This is a genomic window from Paenibacillus periandrae, assembly GCF_022458865.1.
Taxonomy (GTDB): domain Bacteria; phylum Bacillota; class Bacilli; order Paenibacillales; family NBRC-103111; genus Paenibacillus_S; species Paenibacillus_S periandrae.
Genome location: NZ_JAJNMU010000005.1, coordinates 302,553 through 328,690, shown reverse-complemented (window position 1 = coordinate 328,690; position 26,138 = coordinate 302,553). Strand labels below are relative to the sequence as shown.

Sequence of the window (26,138 nt, the reverse complement as noted above, 5' to 3'; positions counted from 1 at the left end):
CTTTATGTTTTTCAATTACCTTGTTGGCATAGTCAACAGCAGTTAATTGTGATGACTATTGGCCAATTATTACATCAACGACTCATCGTTGACTACTCAATTGAAGGGAAAGCAAGTGGTCATTTATGGTGTAAGTATTCGTGCGTTCAATCAGGCTTTGAGAGCACCTGTTCCCCGTGGAACAGCAGATAACAATCGATTTTGGATGGGGTATAGCGGTGGCAGTTCAGTTGGTTGGGTAGGCAATAACCGACTTTCAGGTCTCGAGTCAATTAGGATCGCAGATATTACACCAACACTACATGCCAAACCGACTGTTAAGTGAAGAATCCGTAAACAGCAATCCATAAGAAATAACAATAGATTTTTAATGGTATAATAAAGCATAGAATCTCAGTTTAAAATAGTGAGGCGGTAATTATTATGGCAACAGGTAATCAAACCATAACGGTGGAAACGACAGTACATATTCCCGTTGGAGAAGTGTGGAAATATTGGACGGAGCCACAGCATATAACCCAATGGTGTTTTGCTTCTGATGACTGGCATGCGCCAAGTGCCGAAAATGATTTAAGGGCTGGCGGAAAATTTGTTACAAGAATGGAAGCTAAGGATGGCAGCTTTGGATTTGATTTTGGTGGTGTTTATGATGAAGTAAGAATAAATGAATTTATCTCTTACACAATTGGAGACGGCAGAAAAGTTGATATCACTTTTGTTAGCCAAGAAAACGGCACCAAGGTAATTGAAACTTTCGAAGCAGAAACCACCAATCCCATTGAAATGCAAAAAGCAGGCTTTCAGGCGATTATGGACAATTTCAAAACATATAGTGAAGCCTCCTAAGAAGATTAGGATAAAATGAATCCGATATGCAAACCTTCCTTTCGGAAGGTTTTTTATGCTTTAAAATTATTTTTGTTTGAGACTATTAAAGGTGAACGGGTATTCGGAATTGCAAAGGAAACAGTAGTACCTTCATAAGGGCTGCTGCGAATAGACAAGCCCTTACCATACAATTGTATTAATCGTCGATTCGTATTGGGAAGTCCAATACCACTCTTTCCTTTCATGGTTGGACTCAACAGTTGATTAGCCAGTTCTTGTTCCATACCCTTGCCATTGTCTTGTACTTCAATCAGCGTGAAGCTGTCTTGGCGGGTAATCCGAATATGAACGGTGCCACCTTTGTTTTGACTGAGGAGGCCGTGTTTGACAGCATTTTCAATCAGCGGCTGTATGGAAAGCGGAGGAAGAAGCAAGTTGAGGTGAGGCTCAACCTCCCATACGATAGACAGTCTGTCCTCGAAGCGCACTTTTTCAATATACAAATAGGCTTCGGCAAGCTCCAGCTCACGAGCAAGCTCGACCTGTTCCCCCGTATTTAGAAAATCAAAGCTGATCCGCAAAAAGGAGGCAAAAGCATCGCCCAGGTTTCGCATTTTTTCCGTATCTATTTCACTAAGCGCCATAATCGAATTCAACGTATTGAATAAAAAATGAGGGTGGATTTGTGCCTGGAGATAAGCGGCTTCCATACGTGAACGTTCATTAATCGATTGCTTCAGCGTGATCAATGCACGGATTCGGTATTGGAGCTCCAGCGCATCTACGGGCTTGGTCACGTAATCGTTGGCCCCCGACAAAAATCCGGTGTAGATGTCAGCAGGCTGACTGCGTGCGGTCAACAGCAACACCGGAAGCTCCGATACGGAGTAAAGCTCCCGGACTCTCTGCGTCAACTCGTAGCCGGACATATGGGGCATCATGACATCGGCAATCAGAAGATCCCATTGTGCTGTACCGAGTAATTCCAACACCTCGCGAGCTGATGTAGCTGTTGTAAGGGTATAGGGCTCTGCGGAAAGAATACCTGCAAGCACACTCAGGTTGACAGGGTCATCATCAACAGCAAGTATATTCATCTTTCCGTCATTCAATAACGGAGGGATAAGTACGGAAGCTGCCAATTCACTGCTTGCGGTATCTGGAAAAACGAAGCCTGCGGGTCCGGCATCCATTCGATCTGCTATTTGACGGAGAGGTAGAGATTGCTGCGACAAAGGGAGATCCAACATGTTCGCTAGCGGCAGAGCAAAACTGAATACGGAGCCCTTGCCCAGCTTGGAGCGAATAGTCAACGTACCACCGTGCAATTCCACCAGCTGCTTGCATATGCTTAAACCGAGTCCGATACCTCTCCCATCGCTTATTCCATAGGAACCTTGTTCATAAGGAAGAAACGCTCGCACCTGTGTTTGCTCATCCATGCCGACGCCGGTGTCGGAGACATGAATGAAGGCATGTTCGTCCTTCATCTCGGCAGAGACGGAGATCTGTCCCTCCTCCGTATATTTGAGGGCGTTATGCAATAAATTATACAAAATTTGCACAAGTCTTTTCTCATCGGCCATAACCGGAGGCATCGTTTCTGCAATATCTATATGCAGTTGGATAGGCTTGCCATCTATCATAAATCTGAGCATACCGACGATACCGGGGACGATCGCTTGAATCTGCAGGGGCTCCTGCTGCAGGACGATGCGGTGTTCCTGGAGCCGAGCGACATCAAGAAGATCACCGAGCATATGCGACATGCGGCGGCTTATGGTGATAAGCAGTTCCATGTCCTTAAGGCTGCGTTCATTCATGGTAGCTTTCTCTTTAGTTACAACGGTTTGAGCGATATTCATAATTCCGTGCAGCGGTGTTCTAAGCTCATGCGATGTATTGGCGAGGAACTGATCTTTCAGCTTATCCGCCTTTTGCAACTGCTCGTTAAGCTTGGTATTTTCCTTCGATTGACGGAAATATTTTTTAAACCAATACGTAGAAAAACCAATAATGGCTGCTATGATATCAATTGGATAGTAAACAATCGTGAACTCCCGGAAATAATCCCATAAGCTCCACAGAAAATTAGACACAATGCCAGATGCTGACAACAGCAAATAAACGGTGTCGTTGTCGACTTGCTTCCTGAAGATCATGGTTCCTGTTATATAGACAAACCAAACAAAGGGCAATAGATAGAAAAAAGCAAATATCTTGAGCTCAACCATTCCATTCACCAGCGGAGCCGATGCGGCCAATAACAATCCTGAATAAGAAATGAGCACTACAGTGAATACTCGCAACCATCTGTTGTGTGGAGGTGCCGAAGAGAATCTTCTGAACACAAGAAGAATAAAATAAGTTTGCCACATGAGGGAGAGCAGCTCGATTTTGAGCGCCCACGTATAATTAATCGGCAGCCATAATAAGAGCAGGTTATCGTGCCCGACTACAACCGAAACACCAACCGCCAGCGTTAACAAACCAACAAACAACAAAGCCCGTTCTTGAGGATTAAATACATAGAGAAGAGTCGCGTACAAACCGTGAAGCAGCAAAACAATAAACGAAACCAATTGAAACCCGATGGAATACCAACGTACATAGTCAATCGCTGCCTGAGAACCAAAGCGAATGGTGCGCAGGATGCCGCCGTTATAGGGATCGTCGAAGTTAGCTGCTTGAATGAGCAATTCAATCTCTTGAGTGCCTTTCACAGAGTAGGAGGCTGTATAAGAGATTTTTTTCGGTCTGTAGTCCTCAGCGTTGTCGGCAGGCTTTCCAATACTGCCCTCAGTCAGCTCATTGATCTCGACAGCTGATGCGGCTTGGATTCCTTGAAGCCACAATGCGACTGGCTGGTCCAGTGGATCGATTAAAATGCGCAGCCGATACGTTCCGTACCCATACGAAGAGCCTGAGCCATTCGTCAGCACGCTGCTCCAGTCTCCCGGGACTTGAATATAACGCGATTCGTTCTCTGACAACCGCGCATCCTGATGAGAAACCAGTTTAGCAGGGTAAAACTCCCATTCGCCATTTAACGGAATTGTAGGGGCATTATTTAAGTCCCAGCCGTTCAGGTCGAGGACACCATGGACAATAGGAGGATGCCCCGATGTAGAAAATATTTCGGACCAAGTCCATCGCAAGGCGAAGAGAACACTAAGAAATATTATAATCGTGGCTATATATTTTAGGGTGGGTTTATTGTATATTCGCATCATCATACAAGGAAATTCTACATAAATCTTGTGTATTCCTCTATTTCCTTTATTAAGGCACAAAACCCCGGAGCCTTAGGTCTGGAGCTTGTGTTTCAGCCTTATTAAAGTGCCTCTTTAATCACCTTTTTGTAATAAAACACGGATAATATCCCAAAAATCGAGTACAGCGCTGCATAAAGGATCATCACCATAATCATCGGTGTCCAGAGCTCTGATCCAAAAAAGAACCAGCCGGATTGAACGGCAAAATAACTGTGAAGCAGCCCTACGACCAAGGGAATTCCGAAGTTAAAGACTTGCTTGGCCCGAATGCCCTGTAACAAATCGCTCTGCGTGAAGCCAAGCTTTCTTAGAATCGTATAACTGGACCTTTCATCTTCACTTTCATCCATTTGTTTAAAATATAGAATACAGCCGGATGTAATCAAAAAGGTTAGTCCCAGGAAGGCAACAATAAACATGATGAGCCCCATATTTTGTTTCTGATGATTGCTCATTCCAAGCTGCGAATCGAAGGCAGAGTTATTGTCAAAGCTCATTTCGCTAAACAGTTTGTTAGCTGCTTTAACCATAGCCTTATCTTGGATCTCAATACCGATATATACGGAAGAGGCTAGTTGAATGGCCGGATTGAGATCTTTTTTCAAGCGCTCAAATATGGCTTCGTCTACAATGGCAACGGGCAAGCCGCCGCTTGTGAAATAACCGGATATAGGAGCATCGATATGGAGCCGTTTATATTGCTGCGGAATGACCTCATGCTGACCCTTCAATTCAATCGCTCCAGCGTCTTTCATAGGCATAAATTTTTGCAGCATGCCACTGGAATCTGTGAATAGCGTTTCATTAGCGGACAGATGGATATTGTCGACGGCCCGCTCACTAATAACAGGCAGGGTCATGACTTTTGGATCAAACTTCGTATTCATTTCTTTCAGATTGGTGTCCATGATGTTCTCTGCATTAACGGCTACCTGTAGGACATCAACGGTTTTGTCTGTGTACCCAATATGATTCGCAGTTAATACTTGCTTGAATTTCTCTGCATCCCGGATATTGGTGATTGAGAAATCTGCAGGAACGTACAATTCGGCTGACTTTTCGGCGGAGTAGTACGAAATGTAGCTTAACGACAATAAACCAATGGCAAGTCCGGAGACGGTCGTAATGATGGTTAATAACACAGCATTCGATTTCATTCTGAACATAATGGAGGAAAGCGATAATACCTCATTAATGTTTAAGTAACCTTGTTTCTTTATTCGAATGATATTAAATATAAAGCTGACAGAGCCTTTATAAAAAAGATAAGTCCCGAATATAACAGACCCGAGAATAACAATCATCGCGGAGAAAAGCTGATTCATCGTAGTGAAGTCTCCACCGAATAATTTGGAGGAAAGATAATAGCCAACAAGGATCAGGATGATCCCAAGTATCCCGATAATCATTTCAAGGAGGGACACTTTTTTTAATTTGCCCTCTGTCAGGGAGGTCACTCTAAATAAGGATAAAATACTTTGTCTCTGGATGAATGTATAATTCATTAGCATGATGAAGAGATAAATCATAAAAAATACAATCAGTGTCTGAATAAGTGCCTGGTAAGAAAAATGCAGGGCTGCGATAGCATCGACACCTATCGTTTTAAAGAGAATCATAATAATTAATTTGGAAATGGAAAACCCTCCAAAGATTCCTAACAGTAAGGACCCAAAATAAAGGATAAAGTTCTCGGCTGTTAAGATCCCAAATATCCTGCTTTTGGTCATCCCTATAAGTTGAAACAAGCCAATTTCTTTGCTGCGTCGTTTGATAAAGATGTTATTGGCATATAAAAGAAAGATAAAAACAATGGCGACAAGTAAGATAGATGCTGCTTTAATGGCCGCGGCCCCTTTAATAGATCCTTCCAATTGCTCCATCGAGGGGTCATATTGTAACGTGACAAAGGCAAAGTAAAGCGCGGCACTGAAAATTAAGGCAAATACATACAGGTAATAATTTTTCAAATTCTTACTCAGATTGCGAAGCATGAGCTGATTAATACTCATTCTGCACCCCGCCTAATACACCCTGGGTTTTCATGATATCTTTAAAGAACGTTTGTCTCGTTTCTTCCCCTTTATTGAGCTGCGTATAGATTTGCCCATCCTTGATAAAGATGACTCGACTGCAATAACTGGCCGCTACCGGATCGTGGGTTACCATAATGATGGTAGCCTTTCTGTTCTGATTTAATTCGCTCAGCTTATTTAATAAATCCGAAGCGGATTTGGAGTCCAGTGCACCTGTCGGTTCGTCAGCAAAAATAAGGCTGGGCTCATGAATAAAAGCCCGTGCAGCCGAGGTGCGCTGTTTTTGCCCACCGGAAATTTCGTTCGGATACTTATTGTGCAGATCAACAATCCCCAGTTCTGTCGCAAGGGCTTGGAAACGCTGCTCGGCTGCTTGTTTGGATGTTTTGGTGATGGATAACGGCAGAAGGATGTTTTCCTTGACGGTCAGCGTGTCTAATAAGTTGTATTCCTGAAAAATAAAGCCCAAATGATTTTTGCGAAATTCAGCTAACTGCTTTTCCTTCATGCCCGAAATTTCGATCCCTTCAATTTTAATAGTGCCGCTGCTGATCTTATCGATCGACGAGAGAACGTTGAGCAATGTCGTTTTACCTGAGCCGGATGCACCCATGATACTGACGAATTCACCTTTCTCAATCCGTAAATCCAGACCGCTTAATACGGATTGCTGATTCGATTTATTGCCATAGCTTTTGTGAATGTTGTTAGCTTCCAAAATAATCATATCGATACACTCCCTTGTCTCATTGGTCTTATTATAAGAGAGTCTGCCTATCTTATCCTCCGATTGACCGAACAAAACAACAAAGCATGTGACATTGTTGTCACACGCCTGTGATCCGAACAAATTCATTTTTTTGCGGAAACGTTAGGGTGAACGTTGTTCCTTCTCCTACCACAGATTGTACCTGGATATGGATGAGCAGCGATTGCGCTGCCTTATGAGCTAGATATAACCCCATGCCTGTTGCGGCATGGTCTTGATGCATGGATGTGGAGGTAAAACCTTTATCGAATATGCGCGGCAGATCCTTGGGGTCAATGCCACGTCCACTATCCTGCACCTCGACGAGGGTGTGGTCCGCTCGATGATAGCTTCTGACGATGATGTCGGATGCGGGGCTGTATTTCACGGCATTGGTTAAAAGCTGTCTCAAGATAAAGGCCAGCCATTTGGCATCACTAAGCACCTCTGCTACTTCTAACTGAATGTCAAAGCCGATCCCTTTGTGAATACACCAGGACTGCAGCGTTCTGATTTCGTTGAAAATAATTGTTTCCAGATCGGTGTGCTCGATATACAAATCATTTTCTATAAACGGAATGCGTCTTTGGTGGAGCTGCTGGTCGAGCAGAAGATGAATTCGCAGCCATTCATAGGTTAAATGTGTTTTCATCATGTCGTCGTTCAAGCGATCAATCATGAGGTGCATCGCTGTCAGCGGCGTTTTAACCTCATGAATCCAGGATAACAAGTCATCCTTCTCTTCCTCTAGAGTGATCAGGTTCTGTGAAGCGGTCTTTTTCAGGAGCTCGATTTGGTTCGTCATGCTGGTATCAATAATTTTCTCGAATGGACTTTCCGGACTGGCGATACTTGTTAAATCCAGATTATTGTCCCGTTCTTCCAGGCTTTTATAGAAACGGGTCTCAGTATGGTAACGAATCATCAAAAAGACTGTAAACACGATCATCGATAAAAACACCATATAGAGGATGGATTGGAGCGGGATGGTCGGATCCATATAAGCGACGAAGAGTATCAGCAGCTGCTGGCATATAAAAAGCAGAATCCAGCTGCGTCTTTCGATGAGATAGGATTTAATCAAATGAATTCGCCTCTTCAGCAGCCATGTAACCTTGCCCGACCTTCGTCTCAATAAAGCGTCCCAGTTCAAGCTCATCCAGCCGTTTGCGCAGGCGATTTACATTGACAGTAAGCGTGTTATCGCTTATAAAACGTTTATCGTCCCACAAGCTGTTGATGAGCTCATCCCGGCTTACGATCTTATTCTTCTTTTCGATGAGCAGCTTTAATATGAAAATTTCATTTTTGGTTAGCTCAATCGAGCCTGCCCCATTGGATACTACATTTTTCTCATAATCCACAGCGGCGCCGCACCACGATTTGAGCTCAATGGGGTCTGTATTGTAGTTGTATACACGTCGAAGTATCGCCTGGATTTTGGCAATGAGCACATCAAAGTGAAAGGGCTTTTGCATATAATCGTCTGCACCCAGCTGCATGGACATGACGATATCCGTTGGATGATCGCGAGAGGACAGGAATATAATCGGAATATTCGAATGGGATCGAATCATTCTACACCAATGAAAGCCGTCAAATTTAGGCAGTTGAATATCAATAATGACCAGATCGGGTTTGATCTCTGTGAATTCCTGAATGACCTTACTGAAATCAGTAATCCCATATACATCATAGGACCATTGTGACAAACGATCCTTGATCTCAGTAAATAATGTTGTGTCATCTTCGATTAATAAGAGTTTGAACAAATCGTTTCACCACACAGTTAGATTGATTTATGGTAATTGTATAGTAAAATCTTTGGGTATGCCACAGAGGGCTTTAAAATGAAGCTGTAAAATTGAAGATGAATTGGTATAATACATCTATCAATAATGAATGGAGCCTATGGAATCATGTCTAGTTTACCAAATTGCCCAGCATGTCAGTCCGAATATACGTACGAGGATGGAAGTTTGTTGATTTGCCCGGAATGTGCGCATGAATGGACCTTAGAATCGGAGTCCGAACATAGTGAAGATAAAAGGATTGTTAAAGATGCAAATGGGAATATCTTGAACGATGGTGATTCGGTAACGGTCATCAAGGATCTGAAAGTAAAAGGAAGCTCATCCGTCATCAAAATAGGAACACGAGTCAAAAACATACGTCTAGTTGACGGGGACCACGATATTGATTGCAAAATTGATAGCTTTGGAGCTATGAAATTAAAATCCGAATTTGTCAAAAAGATATAAAATCAGCTGAACCCAACAGAACAGGTAAGTATTGGTGGCCCTTTAATTTGAAGGGCTTTTTCCTATTTGGAATGCTGCATAGGGATGGAATTAATGATCCATAATAAGGGATAATCAAGCGAAATAATGCCTCTCCTGGAATTCCATTACCGAGAATTTACATCAAGAGGTTTTAATTAGGAGGAAATAATTTTCATAATATATTTATTGGTGAAATTAATTTACAGACTCAAAAAATTGTGATATGTTATTTATGCTCACATTATAGAAACTACAGGAGGGGAATTCATTGAAATTAGAAAAGTTCCATGGAATTATACCGGCCTTTTATGCATGCTATGACGATCAAGGAGATATCTCAGACGCCAGAACCCAAGCTCTGTGTGATTATTTGTACGAAAAAAAGGTCCAGGGGGTCTATGTCGGAGGAAGCTCCGGCGAGTGTATCTACCAAAGCCTGGATGAACGTAAAGCGGTACTTAGCTATGTAGCGAATCATTTGAAAGGCAAAATGACGCTCATCGCCCATGTGGGGGCACCTTCCACGAGAGATAGCATAGAATTGGCCAAGCACGCGGCAGCCTTGGGATACGATGCTTTATCTGCCATTCCACCCATTTACTTCAAGCTTCCCGATCGCTCTGTATTTAAATATTGGACGGATATTATCGAATCAACGTCTCTGGACTTCATTATTTATAACATTCCGCAGACTACGGGCTACACATTGACGACATCGTTGTTCGAGAAGCTGCTCGCCAACAAAAAGGTGATCGGCGTCAAAAATTCTTCGATGCCGACGATGGATATTGAGCGGTTCAAAAAAACGGGCGGAGACGATGTTATCGTATTCAACGGCCCGGATGAACAGTATGTGGCTGGAAGAATCATGGGAGCTGATGGCGGGATCGGCGGCACCTATGCAGCTATGCCGGAGCTATTCCTACAGGCTAATCAATTCATCCTGCAAGGTAAGTTTGAGGAAGCCAAGCACATCCAGAGCGATATCAACGACATCATTATTGCACTATGCTCACAGAGCGGGTCGATGTACGCCGTGATCAAGGAAATACTCAATAGAAGAGGCGTAAATGTAGGTAGTGTAAGAGCGCCACTCGAAGGCATTTCCAGCGAGGATTCAGGCCCAATTGATGAGATTATTGTTATGATCGATCAGGCTATTCAGCGCTACTGCCAATGAGGCCACTCACGAACAAAACAATTGTATGCTTTGGGGACTCGAACACTTGGGGCTACAATGCCGAAACGGATGCAAGATTCGATGAAGCGACGAGATGGACGGGGCTTCTGGCCGCTGAGCTTGGCAGCTCATGCCGTATTATCGAAGAGGGTCTCAGCGGAAGAACGAGTGTAAGTGAAGATCCCTTGTTCGAAGGCTTGTCAGGTCTATCCTATTTGTGCCCATGTCTGATGTCGCATTCACCATTGGATCTGGTTGTCATCATGCTCGGAACCAACGACACGAAAGCTCGCTTTCATTTAACTTCATATAATATTGCTCAAGGCATTGTTCGATTGGCGAAGAAAGCCAGAGCAACAGCGTCAGGTATAGACGGTCATTCTCCGGAGGTTCTGGTAATTGCCCCGCCTCCGATAGGTGAGAAGTATGTGGACACCCCAATAGGCAAATCAATGGGAATTCAGTGCAGTCAAAAATCATTGGAGCTCGCGGAACATCTGAACGATCTGCTGAAAGGAACGGACATTCATTTTGCCGATTCGAAAGCAGAGGTTGTCATGAATGAAATTGATTATATGCATCTGGATCAGGATGGGCATCGTCAAATGGCGGCATTTGTGCGGGGTCAAATCACAAGTATTTTAAATGAGAGGTAGATGTACACATGAAAAGAAAACGCCTACTTACTGCTACTGGCGCTTTGATGATATTGACTTCGGTTATTGCTGGCTGTTCAGGCGGTAATAATGAGGCAGGTAATAGTGGGGCCAGTGCAGGGCAAGCTTCTGCCGGAAAAAAGGTTGAGATCAAGGTATGGCTGACGCCTCAGTGGAAGGGTGTTTTGGATGCATCGGAAAAAGGTGCAGATTATGACAGCTTCCTTAAATATGCAGCCGAGAAATTTACAGCCCAATACAAGAAATATGATGCGAAAATTAATGTGGAGGTTATTGCCGGCGATCAGCGTGATCAGCTTCTTAATGTAAACTTAAGCAGCGGCACGGCTCCAGATGTATTTTTTGAGAGCGTTTTTGCAATGGGAGATTATGTGCACCGCGGTACCATGGTACCGTTGAACGATATTGTCGATGACAAAGCCAAAAGCGATATTTCCCAGAGCTATTGGGATGCGGTAACCTTTGGCAAAGATATTTATTTTTACCCGTTCCAGCACAATCCCGGCACGTTGGTGTATAACGCAGATATGCTTAAAGCCGCAGGCCTGGATAAGTTCATCGGCGGAGAAAACGAAATTAAAACGTGGACTTTGGACGAATACGAGCAAATCCTGAAGGGACTTAAAGACAATCTGCCCAAGGACAAATATTCCAACACGTATCCAATGTCCTTATTTGCAGTCAATAACCAAGGGGATACATGGAATCTTGCTTATTTGAGAATGTTTGGCAATAAATTTTTTGATGATAAGGGCAACGTCGCTCTCGATGACGAAAAAGGCGTCAAGGCTGCGGCTTGGCTGAAAAAAATCAAAGATGCGGGTTATACGAATCCGGGACCTGAATCGGTATCGTCCAATGACGCTAACGGAATGTTCCAGAATCAGCAGCTCGCGATCAGCTTCACGAATCCGATCTTGTTCAACAATATGAAGATCGGCATGGATACAGGCAAATCTACCAAGTTCGATATTAGGCTGGCGAACATTCCATCCGCAACTGGAGAGCCGCTGTCCTTTACGTATGTGGTTGGAGCCAGCGTATTCCAGAATAAAGATGAGAAAAGAGTCGAAGTGGCAAAAGATTTCGTGAAATTTTTCTCTACGGACCCAGAGCTGGTGAAATCGTCCAAAAACGGTATTCCTGTAAGAAGCTCTGTCTCGGATGAGTTCAAGAACGAAAAGCCGTTATTTGCCGCTTACAATGCTAATTCCAAATATTTGTTTAATTTCACCGGCAACGTCCCTGGATACAGCCAGCTGAGAGAAGTTCTTTATCCGGGACTCCAAGCTCTGTATACAGGAGCCAAGACACCGGAGCAGTTCGTTAAGGAGTATCAGACTGGCGGTAACAAGGTGATTCAAACCAACAAAGAGAATTCGATCATTTACCAAAAAAAGTAACCCCGTAAATAAACAATTCACGATTAGCAGCCTTGGGAGCGACGAGCTTCTAGGGCCAGCTAATTAGAAAGGTATACGACATGAGACTACGTAATCAATCCACCAAAGAAAGTATGACCGGTTATTTGTTTATTTTGCCGCAGATGCTGATTTTCTTAATTTTTCTGGTATATCCGATCATAGAAGGCATTAGGCTTAGCTTGTATCAGATCAATTATCAAACCGAGAAGTTTGTTGGACTGAGCAATTACGTGTCGCTGTTTAGTGATGATGTATTTTTTAAGGCGCTTTTCAATACGATTGTGTTCGTTGTTTGTATCGTCATTTTAACGGTTGGATTTGCATTGTTCGTAGCTTCCGCTGTATTCGATAAGAATGCGAAGTATGTCTCCTTTATTAGAGGCAGCTACTATATACCCGTAATGGTATCTATGGTCGTGATGAGTATGGTGTGGAGCTTCTTGCTGAATCCTGCTAATGGACTGATTTCTTATTTTTCTAAGGAAATGGGTCTGGGCACGGTTAATCTCCTTGGGAAAACACAGACGGTTATGCCGGTTATTATATTCGTAACGTTCGTAACAAATGTGGGTCAAGCGATCATCCTGTATATCGCCGCGATGCTCGGCGTTTCCAAGGATCTGTTCGAGGCTGCGGAAGTGGATGGAGCCAGCAGATGGCAGGTTATTTTTAAAATACTGATTCCTTCCGTCCAATCGACCACGGTTTATATTGTTATTATCAACATCATTGCTGTTTTGAAAATATTTGTTGTGATTCAGCTCTTAACAGGCGGAGGACCGAATAATTCCTCTGTGACGCTCATGTACTATCTCTATAATAATGCCTTCAAATATAATCAGCTCGGTACGGCTTCGGCAGTAGGGGTTATTATGTTCGTGATTACGTTGTTGTTGTCGATGCCTCAGCTAAGAAGCTTGATTAAGGAAAAGTAAGGGGGTACTCCGGATGTCGCAGAAAAATAACAAGAAGAAGATGGAACGATCTGATATTATATCCAATATCATTATCTTTCTTCTCGCGCTGTTTAACTTGTTTCCTTTATATTGGTTGTTTACAAGCTCGCTGAAAAACAGCTCGGATGTTGTGAAGATGCCGCCCGACTGGTGGCCGAGCACGATCACCTTCTCGAACTATGCCGATGTGTTTCAAAGCCAACCGGCTTTAAGATGGGCATTCAACAGCATATTTGTATCGGGTGCCTCCACCGTCCTTGTCATCATCGTAGGGGCGATGGCCGCATATGCCTTCTCGAAGCTTAAATTCAAAGGCAAAGATATCATATTCATCATTTTTATTTCCAGCCTGATGATTCCTAAGGAAATCATGATTGTTCCTTTATTTCGGATTACGCAGCAATTCGGAATGGTCAACAGCTACAGCGGTATGATATGGCCGAACGTTGCTACCGCATTTGGGGTGTTTTTGTTAAAAGGTTTTTTTGATGCGACTCCGAATGCTTTAAGAGAAGCGGCCAGAATTGATGGGGCTGGCGAATGGAAAACTTTTATGCAAATCATGCTGCCTATTGTCAAACCGGGCATCGGTGCATTATTTATCTTAAACTTCGTTCAGGTCTGGAACGACTACCTATGGCAATCCGTCGTAGGGCAAGAGAAGAACATGAAAACATTAATGGTAGGTACCGCTACCTTGATGCAGGATCTGAATCCGAACTTCGCTTATAAAATGGCGGGGGCCACGGTGGCTGCAATACCGATGTTATTGATCTTTATTTTATTCCAACGGTACTTTACCCAAGGTATGACAGCTGGAGCTGTCAAAGAGTAAATATTATAGGTGTGGAGTTGGAAGCTGATGTATACAAACAGAAATATACTCGATATGATACAAAGAAAGCTGGTCGTTTCTTGTCAAGCGCTGCCTGAAGAACCGCTGCACAGCCCATTTATTATGGGAAGAATGGCGTACGCGGCTTACTTGGGTGGCGCTTCGGGAATTCGAGCTAACAGCGTGGACGATATTAAGGAAATCAAACAGCATGTGGATTTACCGATCATCGGGATTATCAAAAGTGTTTATGAAGGCTCGGAAGTATTTATTACCCCTACGATGAAGGAAGTCGATGAGCTTTACCGCGAAGGTGTAGATATGATCGCGATGGATGCCACCGACCGCAGAAGACCGGATGGCTCAACCATAACGGAGCTGTTTCCTCGCATAAGAGAAAAGTACAAGGATCAGCTCTTTATGGCGGATTGCTCGACCTATGAGGAGGCCCTCACAGCTGTTGAGCTTGGGTTCGACAGTATCGGAACTACGTTAAGCGGTTATACAGAAGCGACCAAAGACAAAATCTTGCCAGATTTTGAATTGATCGAGAGACTCGTGAATACGGTATCTGTTCCCGTCATTGCAGAGGGCGGTATTTCGACACCCGAGGAATTAAAAAGACTATTTGATTTGGGTATTTACTCGGCTGTAGTGGGGTCTGCCATTACGAGACCGATGGAAATCACCAAAAAATTTATGAAGGCTGTTCAATAACAAATGACTATGAAAATATTAGCGGCGGATATCGGTGGGACCAACTCGAAGATGGGCATTTGCGATGAACGAGGACATATCGATCAATTTAAGGAGTACCCGACGGAAAGCGATAGGGGAGGCCCTCATGTCGTGAAAAGATTGCTTGACCAGATGGCCGACTATGAGGAATACGACGCCATTGCCATCAGTACAGCCGGTCAAGTCAATGCCGAAGAAGGATATATTGTTTATGCAAATCCCAATATTCCGGATTACACGGGCATGAAAATCAGGGAGCTTGTAGAAAATCGATTTCACAAGCCGGTTAAGGTAGAAAATGATGTCAATGCGGCCGCGCTTGGAGAAGCTTACTTTGGTGCAGCCCAATCGTTTCAAGATTTCTTATGTCTTACTTTTGGCACAGGAATCGGCGGGGCTATCGTCATCAACCGCAACATCTACCGGGGAGCGAATGGGGTGGCCGCGGAGTTTGGGCATATGCTTACGCGTCCGTTGTCGGAAATGAGCAGCAGTGCAGGCAAGCCTTACTATGAAACCTATGCCTCAACGACAGCCTTGGTTCGAATGGCCATGCAAGCCGATCCGGAATGTGTGGACGGGAAAGTATTATTTGATAAAATAAGAACAGGCAACGATAAGCTGCAGCAAATAGTACACGCCTGGACGGCTGAGGCAGCCGTGGGCTTAGCATCACTCATTCATATTTTTAATCCATCGGCTATTATTGTTGGTGGCGGAGTGATGGAGCAGGATGAGCTGGTTCGTCTAGTCGAGGTACAAACCAAGGATTTGATTATGGAGAGTTTCTCGGACGTGAAGATAGTTAAGGCATCACTTGGGAACAAGGCTGGTTTATTAGGTGCGGCATCACTATTTTTACGATGAATGTCGCGCACCTGTAATCCCTGAAGCCCCGAGCGTCTGAATTTTGAGGATTAAAAGAGGTGATAGGTTGCGCGCAGTCAATATTTTTACAACGATACATTCCAAGTACAATAACCTGACGAATACGGAAAAAAAAGTAGCGGACCATGTCCTCGAACATGCGAAAAGTGTGGTATACATGTCCATTACCGACCTTGCGGATGCTTGCGGAGTGGGTGAATCGAGTATATTCAGGTTTTGCAGATCCTTGAGCTACAAAGGGTATCAGGATTTCAAGATTGCACTGGCACATAGCATCACGGTGGAAAATGAAATACCACAGCTCACAGACAAGGTTCTGATGAATGATACGATCGATCAGGTGGCTTCCAAGGTGCTGGCAACCAATATCAGCGCCTTGAACGAAACGTTTAATTTAATCGATATCGCCAAAATGGATCAAGCCATAGACCATCTGCTTAAAGCGGAACGGGTCATCTTTTTTGGTGTCGGCTCTTCATTAATGACGGCCATGGAAGCGAAAATCAAGTTTATGCGCATTACCAACAAAACGGAATGTACGATCGATTCGCATCTTCAGATGATGTCGGCAGCATTAATGACCAAACGGGATGTCGCTGTGATTATTTCTTATTCCGGCTCTACCAAGGACACCATCGAGGTAGCCAAGAAGGTAAAGGAACGCGGCGCGACGATCATTTCCATTACCAGATTCGAGAAGTCCCCGCTCACTTCCTATTCGGATCTTACGCTGCTGTGCGGTGCGAACGAAGGCCCTTTGCAGGGCGGCTCCTTATCTGCGAAGATATCACAGCTCTATTTGCTGGATCTCTTATATGTTGAATATTTCAAAAGAGATTATGAGGAGTCCATTAGAAATAAGGAAAGCACGGCAGCGTCCGTGACGGTTAAATTGCTTTGACAATGTGCAAATACTGAATGAAATGCTTGTTGAGATACGCAATTGGGGGAATCGGTTATGATTATAGGTTCAATGTCATTATGGGAAAGCCAAGCTGCATTTGAGCATAAGATTATCGTATCGGCCATAGAGGAGCTGAATGCCATCCTCAAACCAAATGCTGCTGCAGGGTGTTTTGAAATCAAGGGTGACCAGCTATACGCGACGATTATGGAATTCGATACCAAGCCCATGCAGGAGCAGCTTGCTGAGAAGCATGAAAAGTATATCGATGTCCATTACCTGATTGAAGGCGAAGAGACAATCGGCTGGTCGGCACTTCGGGACGATGCTGCAGCCGCGAAGCCATATGACAGTGAGCAGGACTATGTGCTGTATGAGCCTTCAGCGGACGAGCTATTGCTCCAGCTCAAGCCTGGGATGTATGCGGTCTTTTTCCCGAACGATATTCACAGACCCGGCATGGGGCAGCAAACGAAAATCAAGAAGGCCGTAGTGAAAATTCATGTGGATTTGTTTACATCATAAAATCGATTGGTTATGCATGAAGGCAAGCTGTCCGTATTTGAGACAAAAGCCCGGTATACAGATACTGGGCTTTTGCTATTTGAAGCTGTCACAATTGTTGAACCTACGACTTCTGCAATTGCCCGGACTCCCGGCGCCGCCAATTCATGAATACCAAGGACAATGCAATTACCGTGAGGGCGATCCCAAGCATTTGAAATCCCTCGAAGCTGAACGTACCTCCCATTACGATACCGATCAACAATGAAGAGAGAATGGTTCCCAGATATCTCGATGTATTAAATAATCCGGAGGCTACACCGATTATTTCTTTTGGAGAGCTTTGGAACAGGGCTGCTTGCATACCTACATTGTTCAAACCGTTGCTAATACCGAATGCAGCCAAAGCCAAACATACGCTGATAACCGGTGAAGTTTGATTCAATGTCACGAGCCATATCGACCCCAATGTCATCAAAATTGCAGACACCAGCAATGCGGGTCGAGGTCCTGATTTATCGATCCATCGGCCTGCTATTGGTGAAGCAACTAGCGAGCACAAGCCTAAGCTTAGCATGAGAATCCCTGTTTGGAGCTCGTTGACATGACGTACCATTTGCAAGTAGGACGGAAGCCCGAAAAAAAGCGAGTAATAAAGTACGTTAACGAGCATGAATTCGACATTAACCCAAGTCATCGCAGGATATTTGGCGAATGTACGTAAGGGAATAAAGGGTGATGCCGCTTTGAACTCATGTCGTACGAATACTCCCAGCAGAGCGAGGCCTACTAACCCGACAGTAACATGACTTAATGAGATTTGCCCGGATGATTTTGCTGATAGTAATCCAACGAGCAGGGCGACCAGACCCACTGTGAACAGCACGACCCCTGGTGCGTCAATCAAATCAAACCATTTACGAAAGGACATGCCCGGTGCAAGGGAAGTTGACGTTTCGTCCTTAGGAATATTTCTCCAGGATAATAGAAAACTCACAGCCACGAATGGAATATTGACGAAAAAGATAGCCGGCCAGCCCCACCAGTGAATGATGACTCCGCCAATAAAAGGTCCAAGAGCTGCCGCTCCCGATAGAAAAATGGACAAAACAGACAGCGCAGTCGCTTGTTTCTCCGTAATATGAATTCGCACAATAGCCATTCCAACCCCAACCATCATACTTGTTCCGATGGACTGCACAATGCGGAACACAATGAGCCACCCGAAGCTTGGTGATAATGGAGCTAATAATGATGCAATAAAGGCTACAACAAGCCCGGTTAGAAATATCCTCCTGCGACCGAATAAATCGCTGGCTTTCCCCATGACAGGCTGAGCGATAGCACTTGCAATGTAGAACGAAAAAATAATCCAGGAAACACTTGTAAAGTCCAGTTGGAACACATTTTGCAAACTTGGAATAGCAACAGAAACCATCGAAGAATTTAACGGGTTCAATAGTATCCCGAGACCAACTGAAATCATTAACCACCTGCTGCGAACATTCAATTGTGGTCCCCCCCCCCCAAAAGCGTAGTAATGTCATAGTACTTGAATTCGCTCATTCATTCCAACGCATTTTATGTTATGATCTCATTGATTTGAAGGAATGAATGGAGGGGGATAGCTTTTTTATGACACAGGGGGCGGTGCATTTCGCAGACCGCTCTAAAATTCCGTGAGGTCGTTGTACAATATTTTAGCTCGATATCCAAATCATCTGCGAGGTCACGTCGATGGTAGCAGCGAATGATAAGCTGCTGTCGTTTTTTTTAATAAATCGATGAATTCACGTGCAGCGTACCCCATATATTTTTCCTTGTGATGGACCACTCCGATTTGTCTGTGGAAAGAGGGGCTTTCGATTTTGATAATGTTGATGTGTTCATGATTCCAAATGTTCAACAGCGTTCTGGAGAGGATTGATACGCCTGCCTGATTTTCTATCAAGCTAATAATTGTTTCTGGTGAGTCTGTTTCAATTAACGGAGAGATGCTTATTTCTTGCAATGAACATGCAGCATCGATTTGTTGGCGGCACTTATAGTACTTGGGGAACATAATGAAGGGCAAATGGGCTATTTCATCTAAATGGATGGTAGCTTTATGAGCCATAGGATGCTGCTTGGAAATAGCCAAATACAGCTCTTCCTCGTATAAGGGCACTGTGGTCATTCGTTCATCATGCACCGGAATAATCGTTAAAGCAAAGTCAATTTCATTCTGCAGGGCCCGTTCAACAATATCATCTGAACTAACAATCGTAATCTTGATGTTGGGATAAGTATGGTGAAATTCCAATATTAATTGGGATACCAATTGATTAAGCTCGCCCGTTAGAGCTCCTATTGTCAAGCTGCCTTGTTTCATAGCCTGCAGCTCCTGAATCTCTCCCCGCGCACTTTCCATGCTGTTGAAGATGGTGTGGCAATGCTTTAATAGAATAAGTCCAGCTTCGGTTAGCGCTGTTCTCTTTCCTATTCGGTCAAAAAGCAGTGTGCCCATTTCATCCTCCAAGGCTTTGATTTGGTGGCTTAATGTAGGCTGTGTGATCCCAAGCTCCTCCGAAGCACGTGTAAAATGAAGCGTCTTGCATACGGCCATAAAATATTCCAACTGTCTGATTTCCATATTGACCTCCGCAAGACATTATCAGGATTGATCACAATGTCCCTATTATACCGCTACTCCTTCCACGGGGAGTGCAGCACACAGTCACAAAAATTGGTATGCTTAAAGCCAGGAAGTAAAAGTCCGCATATATCGGCTTTAATATTCCCGAATGTAGTTTCTGGCTTATGCTTAAAGCCTTCAAGGAACGCTGGCAAAATCTTTGCTTTAAAATTGTCACGCGGGAACGCAACAACCACCTTCTCACGTATGTCCTCCGAGATGCTGTCAAAGTTGTCACCCATCACATCATAGCCTACTCCTGAATAGATTAACGCCACTTCGGGCTCCTTATACTGGGCAACCCCGATGGTCGTGTGAAGGGCGATAGCATCCCATACTAGTCGAACAGACTCATCGGGAACTCCGTGCTGCAGAAGATAGCTTCGGGCTGCATTAGCCCCATCGACTTCAAAACGTTTGTCAGGGCTGCTATATTTCGGGGTAAGCCCCAAGTCATGAAAAAGTGCGCTAATATAAAGAAGCTCAGGATCGAATTTGACTCCTGCCTGACGGCCTTGCAGAGCACCGAAAAGATAGACGCGGTGGGAATGGTTCCATAATAGGGTGTCACCATGCTCACGAAGCAATTCAGCCGCTCCAACCGCCAGCTTACTGTCAGGAATACGAATATCAGCAATGGATTTCAACATAATAAAGGGCCTCCTCATAGGTAGTTGAATACTCACCCATTATAAAGTCCTTAATAATGATCGATCAATATTATTGTTTCTATGATAACGATAGATGTAGCACATGATTTTTCGTATCTATGAAGTATCCATTGGTTATTTATAACTTGCCTCGATCAACCTCAGCTTGTCAGGGTTTCTAATGAAGTAGACACCACGAATCATATTGTGTTCAGTGTGCAGGAAGCGGCCTACCCATTCCTCGCTTGCTCCTTCAGCAGGAACTGAAGCATGCTGGTCAATTCCCATCTTTTCTCTGGCGCGACTGATGAGCTTGCGGCAATTGATTTCGCTTTTGCCTATCAAATCAGCGATATCAGCATAATCAAAGCAGAGAGCTTCGCGAAGGACGAACACCGTCCGTTCTGACGGAGACAGACGCTCAAGCAGCACGAGCATCGCGTAAGATAGCAAGTCTTTGTGAATGGCTTGGATTGCGTTAATTCCAGCATAGCCACCCCCAACGATAATGCAGGTCAATTGTTTCATGTTAACCATCTCCTTGTTGCGATATGTACATATAACGGAGAAGGAGGTATTGTTGTGACAGATGATTTCATCCTATATTTTACAATTGGGAAGAATGGAATTATGATGAAGAAAGGGTGTTAGTCAGTTAACAGTAACCAACCCAAGGGTACGCTGTGACACTGCTTGGTGGTTATCGATCCCTACTATGGTGAATGAGGTGTTGTAATTGGACAATAAGCTGTCTTCCGGGGCGCACAAGGTTATTGGTCAAACGGCTGCAGTAGGTTTTCAAGTCGGAGTTCGAAGAACGCTTCCTATCTCCCAGGAGCAGGCCTGGGCATTTCTGATCTCTCCTGAGGGCTTGAAATTATGGCTCGGCGATCTGCCGTCCCTTCATCTAAGCGTGGGAGAATCTTTTCGATCCAAAGAAGGCAATACAGGCCAGCTGAGAGTGGTTAAGCCGTTTCAACAACTCCGTATGACGTGGGGGACCAAGGAATGGGAACAGCCATCCACTCTGCAAATTCGTTTGCTATCTGATAAGCCAGACAAAACAACGATTAGCTTTCATCAGGAAAAGCTGGATAGTTCCAACACAAGAGAACAGATGAAGCTTCATTGGGAACAGGTATTAATCGCGATCACAAACCAAATTACAAAAAAATGACTCCCGATAAATCCAGAAGTCATCTCATCGCGGCTGCGCAGTGATTTCCCTGATGTGTTAGAAATTTGCGCTGCCCATTTTGCCTGATTGAAAATCTTGATAAGCTTCAGTAATCTCATCGCGGCTATTCATGACGAAAGGACCTTGTTGAAAAATGGGTTCATTGATGGGTTCCCCGCTTAGGATAATGACCAGTGTATCATCGCTTTGTCCCTCAATGACGATCTCACCGGGAGTATTGCTAAATAGGACAAAGGTTCCTTCGCTCGCGATAGTGGTTTCGTTGATTTTGGCTTCTCCTCTAAGCACCAAGGCCGCGGTGTTAAACGAGGAGGGAAGCTCGAATTGCGCTCTCCCATTAGCTTTGAAATCAATATCAAACAAATGGATCGGTGTGAAGGTGCTGGCAGGCCCGCGAACGCCGTTGTACTCACCAGCGATGATACGGACTTCTCCGCCATCATTAGGCAGCTCTACTCTGCCCATATTTGATTTCAGCAATTCCTGATATTGGGGCGGGTGCATCTTATTCGCACGCGGGAGATTAACCCACAGCTGAATAAAATGAAAACGGCCGCCGCGTTGCGAAAATCCCTTCTCATGATATTCCTTATGCAGCAGTCCAGAGCCCGCTGTCATCCACTGAACATCGCCGGGTCCAATGATCCCGTGATTGCCATGATTATCATGATGCTCGACATAACCGTCATAAGCAATAGATACCGTTTCGAAGCCTCTGTGAGGATGAGCGCCGACTCCTTTGGTTTTACTGCTGGGTGGAAAAACAAATGGTGCGTTATAGTCCATGAGAATAAACGGGCTGAATCGTTGTCCGAAGTTATTACCCGACGGAAAGTAGTTGGATACTCGAAATCCATCCCCTACCATATGGAAGGGTGCCCCCTGATAGGTTCCCTCAATAGTTCTGAATGATGTTGTCATATTCATGCACTCCTTTACCCAATAGTTTGAGCAGCTCAATGGTTGCTTGCTTTTGCGCTGGCGAAAGGCCATTCATGATTTGCTGTATACTTTCTGCATGCTGTGGGAAAATACGATCAATCATTTCTTTACCTGCAACCGTCAAATCCGCATAAACAACCCTTCGGTCTTCAAGACAAGGGGTCCGTTCAACGAGCCCCTTTTTCTCCAGCTTATCCAGGTTATAAGTCATCGTGCCGCTTGTGATTAGAATTTTCTCGCGAATTTGTTGAATGGGTATTTTGCCTTTGGTCGATAATACCTCCAGGATCCCGAACTCGGAGGGAGTTAACTCATAATTTTTAACATCCTTGGCAGCCTTATCCATAAGGCTCTTGTAGGTTTTGGATAACACGACCAAGAGCTTGAGTGAAAGAGCTTGATCATCATCCGCGGCCTGCTTCGTCATGGTGCATCACCTCATCGATAATATCTTCATATAAATAATCTTAAATTAAAGATATCATATAAAAGATGTTTAGTCAACCATGCTTCCATCGATATGATTGGGTGATAGGGGCGCTATCGTCGAACAGCCAGCCTAAAAATCTTCGATTTAATGCGTAATTGCGTAATATGGTATACTATTGACGCGTATAGGACGCTCGCATATGGATCGTGTATATAAAAGGTGGCATTGTCATGAAACAAAAGGGCATAGATATGATTTTTCTTATAACAGGTTCTTTGATGTTCGCACTGGCGGTTAATCTTTTTATTATTCCCAATACGTTCGGTGAGGGTGGGGTTACGGGATTAACGATTATTTTATTTTACTTGTTCCAATGGTCTCCGGGACTGGTCAACTTGATATTGAATGCATTTTTACTGATGATCGGCTATAGGTTTTTGGACAAGATGACGATTATTTATACGATTATTGCTGTGGTCTTTAATTCTTTTTTTCTGTACGTTACAGAGGGTTGGCGCATTTCCTCTAATGAACTGCTGGTGAATGCCATATTTGGCGGGGTATTTGCAGGTATCGGGCTAGGCTTGATCATACGGGTTGGCGGTACTACGGCAGGCTCGACGATACTGGCCAGAATTGCAAATAAGTATTTGGACTGGAATATCAGCTACTCCTTGCTGATGTTGGATTTGATCGTAGCTGCCTCTTCCTATTTTATTATTGGGGCCCAGAGCTTGATGCTTACGATTATTATGCTTTATGTTGGCACCAAAGTGATGGATTTTATTATTGAAGGCGTTAATCCCAAAAAGGCGGTCACGATCATATCCGAGGAACAGAATAAGATCGCCGAGCAAGTGAACGTGCGGTTGGACAGAGGTGTTACCGTCATCTATGGCCATGGCTACTATTCCAAACAACCCAGAGAGATCCTCTATATTGTCGTCAGTAAGCAGGAAGTCAGCTTGCTCAAAAAAATAGTGAAGTCGATAGATAAAAATGCGTTTATTACTGTTCATGATGTGCGTGATGTATTCGGCAATGGGTTTGTTGATATTTCAAAGTAACACACAAGGGATGGTTCCTATGAAACGAATTACGATTTTAATAGCTGATGATGAATTAGAGATTGCGGAGCTGATTGAGCTGCATTTGCACAAAGAGGGTTATGACGTTATTAAAGCCTCGAATGGACTGGAAGCTGTTCAAGCTGTTCAGACATATGCCATTGATTTGGCGATTTTGGATATTATGATGCCCAAGCTGGACGGTTATGAGGTCACCCGACAAATTCGGGAACAGCATACCATGCCTATCATTTTTTTGAGTGCCAAAACCTCTGATCTGGATAAGATCGCAGGACTGGTAAGGGGAGCGGACGATTACATGACCAAACCGTTCAACCCGATGGAATTGGTAGCTCGCGTGAATGCGCAGCTGCGGCGTTCGATGCAGTTGAGTCAAGCGGCGGAAGCAAATAAACCGGTGTTGGAGGCAGGGGGCTTGGCCATTTATCCGGATCAACGTACCGTTACCCTGTATGGACAGACTGTCGAGCTGACGCCGAAGGAATTTGATATTTTGTATTTGCTGGCTCGTTCTCCCAAGAAGGTCTATAGTGCGGAGCATATTTTTCAACAGGTGTGGGGCGAAGCCTACTATGAGGGGGGTAATACGGTCATGGTACATATCCGCACCCTACGGAAAAAGCTTGGAGAGGATATGCATAAAAACAAGCTGATCAAAACCATATGGGGAGTTGGATACACATTTAATGGATAAAAAGCTGCGCAGCTTCCGGTCCACCATGATCCTGTTACTCGGTTTAAGTATGCTGCTATCCGGCATCCTTACTTATATACTTTATAAAGCTCTCCAGCTGTATTATCATTCCCAAGTCCGATATGGAGATACTATGGCTTATATTCGCTTGTTTGTGAATAGGATCGGAGACGTCAACTTTTTCCTGATTATATTTGTCCCGCTCGCGATTATGTTTTTCTTTTTCTTAACAAAGCCTTATGCCGCTTATTTTCGTAAGATTTCCAACGGGATTCATCATCTTGCCAATGGCGATTTTAACAATCGGATTCATATCTCAGCGAGCGATGAGTTTGGGATCATTGCGAAGGATATTAATTTGGCGAGTGAAAAATTGCAAGCCGCTGTAGAAAGAGGCGATTTTGCTGAAAGCAGCAAGGATCAATTGGTGTTGAATTTGGCTCATGATTTGCGTACGCCTCTGACTTCTGTTTTGGGTTATTTGGACTTCATTCTTAAGGACGATCAATTGACAGAGGAACAAATCAAGCATTACACGAGCATCGCCTTTACCAAGTCTCAACGATTAGAAAAGCTGATAGATGAGCTATTTGAAATCACGAGAATGAACTATGGCATGCTTCCCATTGATAAGAAACAAATAGATCTCAGCGAACTGCTTATACAAGTCAATGAAGAGCTCTATCCGGTTCTGGAGAAAAATCAACTTATAGCCAGACTGAATGTGGCTCCGCATCTGAATATGTGGGGTGACGGCGAGCTACTGGCACGTGTATTTCAAAATCTGCTGACCAATGCCATCCGTTATGGCAGTGACGGTCAGTTTGTCGATATTAATGGCTATCTCGATGCCGGCGATGTGGTAGTTGAAGTAATCAATTACGGTGATCGTATTGAGCCTGAGGAGCTGCCCCATATCTTTGAAATGTTTTATACCGGCGACCCATCACGTACCCATCAAAGGGGAAGCACAGGTCTCGGCTTGTACATTACAAAAAATATTGTGTCCCAGCATCAGGGCACGGTTTCGGTGCAAAGCAGCTTGATTCGTACGGTCTTTGAGGTGCGGTTACCCCGAGAGCACACAACCATATAAAGAAGCTATACAACCTATCGCAAGCCTCCGTTCCCCATAATTTAAGAAAAACTTTAAGTTTACCCGACTTCTTTTTTAAAATTTTCCCCTA

General features: G+C 44.1%; 27 protein-coding genes. 16 read left to right on the top strand and 11 right to left on the bottom strand.

Going from position 1 to position 26,138, the window contains the following annotated elements; all coding sequences use genetic code 11:
* The first annotated feature begins 58 nt into the window (after positions 1-58).
* Both LRL21_RS10530 and LRL21_RS10525 read left to right on the top strand, forming a co-directional pair.
* Complete coding sequence (locus LRL21_RS10530; RefSeq protein ID WP_240415733.1) at positions 59-325, top strand: hypothetical protein; 267 nt, start codon at positions 59-61, stop codon at positions 323-325.
* Positions 326-423: 98 nt separating this feature from the next.
* Positions 424-846, top strand: a complete 423-nt coding sequence (locus LRL21_RS10525) for an SRPBCC family protein (RefSeq protein ID WP_240415732.1) — start codon at positions 424-426, stop codon at positions 844-846.
* A 53-nt stretch (positions 847-899) separates the two neighbouring features.
* Here the strand turns inward: LRL21_RS10525 and LRL21_RS10520 are convergent, their stop codons facing one another.
* The 5 genes from LRL21_RS10520 to LRL21_RS10500 form a co-directional block, all read right to left on the bottom strand.
* Positions 900-4,061, bottom strand: a complete 3,162-nt coding sequence (locus tag LRL21_RS10520) for a hybrid sensor histidine kinase/response regulator (protein WP_240415820.1) — start codon at positions 4,059-4,061, stop codon at positions 900-902.
* A gap of 101 nt (positions 4,062-4,162) precedes the next feature.
* Positions 4,163-6,115, bottom strand: a complete 1,953-nt coding sequence (locus LRL21_RS10515; RefSeq protein ID WP_240415731.1) for an ABC transporter permease — start codon at positions 6,113-6,115, stop codon at positions 4,163-4,165.
* Positions 6,105-6,866 carry an ABC transporter ATP-binding protein gene (locus LRL21_RS10510; protein WP_240415730.1) on the bottom strand — a complete coding sequence of 254 codons (762 nt, stop codon included), beginning with the start codon at positions 6,864-6,866 and terminating at the stop codon, positions 6,105-6,107. Before LRL21_RS10510 ends, LRL21_RS10515 begins: the two co-directional genes overlap by 11 nt.
* A gap of 100 nt (positions 6,867-6,966) precedes the next feature.
* Positions 6,967-7,971, bottom strand: a complete 1,005-nt coding sequence (locus LRL21_RS10505) for a sensor histidine kinase (RefSeq protein ID WP_240415729.1) — start codon at positions 7,969-7,971, stop codon at positions 6,967-6,969.
* A complete protein-coding gene (locus LRL21_RS10500; RefSeq protein ID WP_240415728.1) occupies positions 7,964-8,659 on the bottom strand; it encodes a response regulator transcription factor in 696 nt (231 codons plus the stop codon). Before LRL21_RS10500 ends, LRL21_RS10505 begins: the two co-directional genes overlap by 8 nt.
* A gap of 147 nt (positions 8,660-8,806) precedes the next feature.
* Between LRL21_RS10500 and LRL21_RS10495 the strand changes: the two genes are divergently transcribed.
* The 10 genes from LRL21_RS10495 to LRL21_RS10450 all read left to right on the top strand — a co-directional run bounded on the left by LRL21_RS10495 (position 8,807) and on the right by LRL21_RS10450 (position 17,296).
* The gene (locus tag LRL21_RS10495) at positions 8,807-9,148 is read left to right on the top strand and encodes a zinc ribbon domain-containing protein YjdM (RefSeq protein WP_240415727.1); all 342 of its coding nucleotides are present in this window, start codon (positions 8,807-8,809) and stop codon (positions 9,146-9,148) included.
* Between the two features lie 289 nt (positions 9,149-9,437).
* On the top strand, positions 9,438-10,349 hold the full coding sequence (locus LRL21_RS10490) for a dihydrodipicolinate synthase family protein (RefSeq protein WP_240415726.1): 912 nt from the start codon (positions 9,438-9,440) through the stop codon (positions 10,347-10,349).
* Entirely contained in the window at positions 10,346-11,005 is a 660-nt protein-coding gene (locus LRL21_RS10485; protein ID WP_240415725.1) for an SGNH/GDSL hydrolase family protein, read from the top strand. The genes LRL21_RS10490 and LRL21_RS10485 overlap by 4 nt, the downstream gene beginning before the upstream one ends.
* Before the next feature lie 8 nt (positions 11,006-11,013).
* The gene (locus LRL21_RS10480) at positions 11,014-12,429 is read left to right on the top strand and encodes an ABC transporter substrate-binding protein (protein ID WP_240415724.1); all 1,416 of its coding nucleotides are present in this window, start codon (positions 11,014-11,016) and stop codon (positions 12,427-12,429) included.
* 80 nt (positions 12,430-12,509) lie between these two features.
* Positions 12,510-13,385 (top strand): carbohydrate ABC transporter permease, encoded by an 876-nt coding sequence (locus tag LRL21_RS10475; protein WP_240415723.1) that lies wholly within the window; start codon positions 12,510-12,512, stop codon positions 13,383-13,385.
* A gap of 13 nt (positions 13,386-13,398) precedes the next feature.
* On the top strand, positions 13,399-14,241 hold the full coding sequence (locus LRL21_RS10470; RefSeq protein WP_240415722.1) for a carbohydrate ABC transporter permease: 843 nt from the start codon (positions 13,399-13,401) through the stop codon (positions 14,239-14,241).
* 27 nt (positions 14,242-14,268) lie between these two features.
* Positions 14,269-14,958 (top strand): N-acetylmannosamine-6-phosphate 2-epimerase, encoded by a 690-nt coding sequence (locus tag LRL21_RS10465; RefSeq protein ID WP_275900681.1) that lies wholly within the window; start codon positions 14,269-14,271, stop codon positions 14,956-14,958.
* 9 nt (positions 14,959-14,967) lie between these two features.
* Positions 14,968-15,846: an ROK family protein gene (locus tag LRL21_RS10460; RefSeq protein WP_240415720.1), complete on the top strand. Its 879-nt coding sequence runs from the start codon at positions 14,968-14,970 to the stop codon at positions 15,844-15,846.
* Between the two features lie 67 nt (positions 15,847-15,913).
* Positions 15,914-16,768, top strand: coding sequence for a MurR/RpiR family transcriptional regulator (locus LRL21_RS10455; protein ID WP_240415719.1), 855 nt, complete (start codon positions 15,914-15,916; stop codon positions 16,766-16,768).
* Between the two features lie 57 nt (positions 16,769-16,825).
* Positions 16,826-17,296 (top strand): NanQ anomerase/TabA/YiaL family protein, encoded by a 471-nt coding sequence (locus LRL21_RS10450; RefSeq protein ID WP_240415718.1) that lies wholly within the window; start codon positions 16,826-16,828, stop codon positions 17,294-17,296.
* Positions 17,297-17,399: 103 nt separating this feature from the next.
* On the opposite strand, the gene LRL21_RS10445 is transcribed toward LRL21_RS10450, so the two are convergent.
* From LRL21_RS10445 to LRL21_RS46765, 4 genes are all read right to left on the bottom strand, one after another.
* Positions 17,400-18,785, bottom strand: a complete 1,386-nt coding sequence (locus LRL21_RS10445; RefSeq protein ID WP_240415717.1) for an MFS transporter — start codon at positions 18,783-18,785, stop codon at positions 17,400-17,402.
* A gap of 219 nt (positions 18,786-19,004) precedes the next feature.
* The gene (locus LRL21_RS10440; RefSeq protein ID WP_240415716.1) at positions 19,005-19,907 is read right to left on the bottom strand and encodes a LysR family transcriptional regulator; all 903 of its coding nucleotides are present in this window, start codon (positions 19,905-19,907) and stop codon (positions 19,005-19,007) included.
* Positions 19,908-19,960: 53 nt separating this feature from the next.
* Positions 19,961-20,599: an HD domain-containing protein gene (locus tag LRL21_RS10435; RefSeq protein WP_240415715.1), complete on the bottom strand. Its 639-nt coding sequence runs from the start codon at positions 20,597-20,599 to the stop codon at positions 19,961-19,963.
* Between the two features lie 135 nt (positions 20,600-20,734).
* On the bottom strand, positions 20,735-21,127 hold the full coding sequence (locus LRL21_RS46765; protein ID WP_420832434.1) for a sigma factor-like helix-turn-helix DNA-binding protein: 393 nt from the start codon (positions 21,125-21,127) through the stop codon (positions 20,735-20,737).
* A 208-nt stretch (positions 21,128-21,335) separates the two neighbouring features.
* Between LRL21_RS46765 and LRL21_RS10425 the strand changes: the two genes are divergently transcribed.
* On the top strand, positions 21,336-21,776 hold the full coding sequence (locus LRL21_RS10425; RefSeq protein WP_240415714.1) for an SRPBCC family protein: 441 nt from the start codon (positions 21,336-21,338) through the stop codon (positions 21,774-21,776).
* Between the two features lie 57 nt (positions 21,777-21,833).
* Here the strand turns inward: LRL21_RS10425 and LRL21_RS10420 are convergent, their stop codons facing one another.
* Together LRL21_RS10420 and LRL21_RS10415 are read right to left on the bottom strand one after the other, a co-directional pair.
* A complete protein-coding gene (locus LRL21_RS10420) occupies positions 21,834-22,718 on the bottom strand; it encodes a pirin family protein (RefSeq protein WP_240415713.1) in 885 nt (294 codons plus the stop codon).
* Entirely contained in the window at positions 22,693-23,166 is a 474-nt protein-coding gene (locus LRL21_RS10415) for a MarR family winged helix-turn-helix transcriptional regulator (RefSeq protein WP_240415712.1), read from the bottom strand. Before LRL21_RS10415 ends, LRL21_RS10420 begins: the two co-directional genes overlap by 26 nt.
* A gap of 233 nt (positions 23,167-23,399) precedes the next feature.
* Here LRL21_RS10415 and LRL21_RS10410 point away from each other — a divergent pair, with 233 nt between their 5' ends.
* The 3 genes from LRL21_RS10410 to LRL21_RS10400 are packed head-to-tail and all read left to right on the top strand — an operon-like array spanning position 23,400 to position 26,047.
* Positions 23,400-24,236 carry a YitT family protein gene (locus LRL21_RS10410; RefSeq protein ID WP_240415711.1) on the top strand — a complete coding sequence of 279 codons (837 nt, stop codon included), beginning with the start codon at positions 23,400-23,402 and terminating at the stop codon, positions 24,234-24,236.
* Between the two features lie 19 nt (positions 24,237-24,255).
* Positions 24,256-24,951 carry a response regulator transcription factor gene (locus LRL21_RS10405; protein WP_240415710.1) on the top strand — a complete coding sequence of 232 codons (696 nt, stop codon included), beginning with the start codon at positions 24,256-24,258 and terminating at the stop codon, positions 24,949-24,951.
* Positions 24,944-26,047, top strand: coding sequence for a sensor histidine kinase (locus LRL21_RS10400; RefSeq protein WP_240415819.1), 1,104 nt, complete (start codon positions 24,944-24,946; stop codon positions 26,045-26,047). The genes LRL21_RS10405 and LRL21_RS10400 overlap by 8 nt, the downstream gene beginning before the upstream one ends.
* Positions 26,048-26,138: the final 91 nt, after the last annotated feature.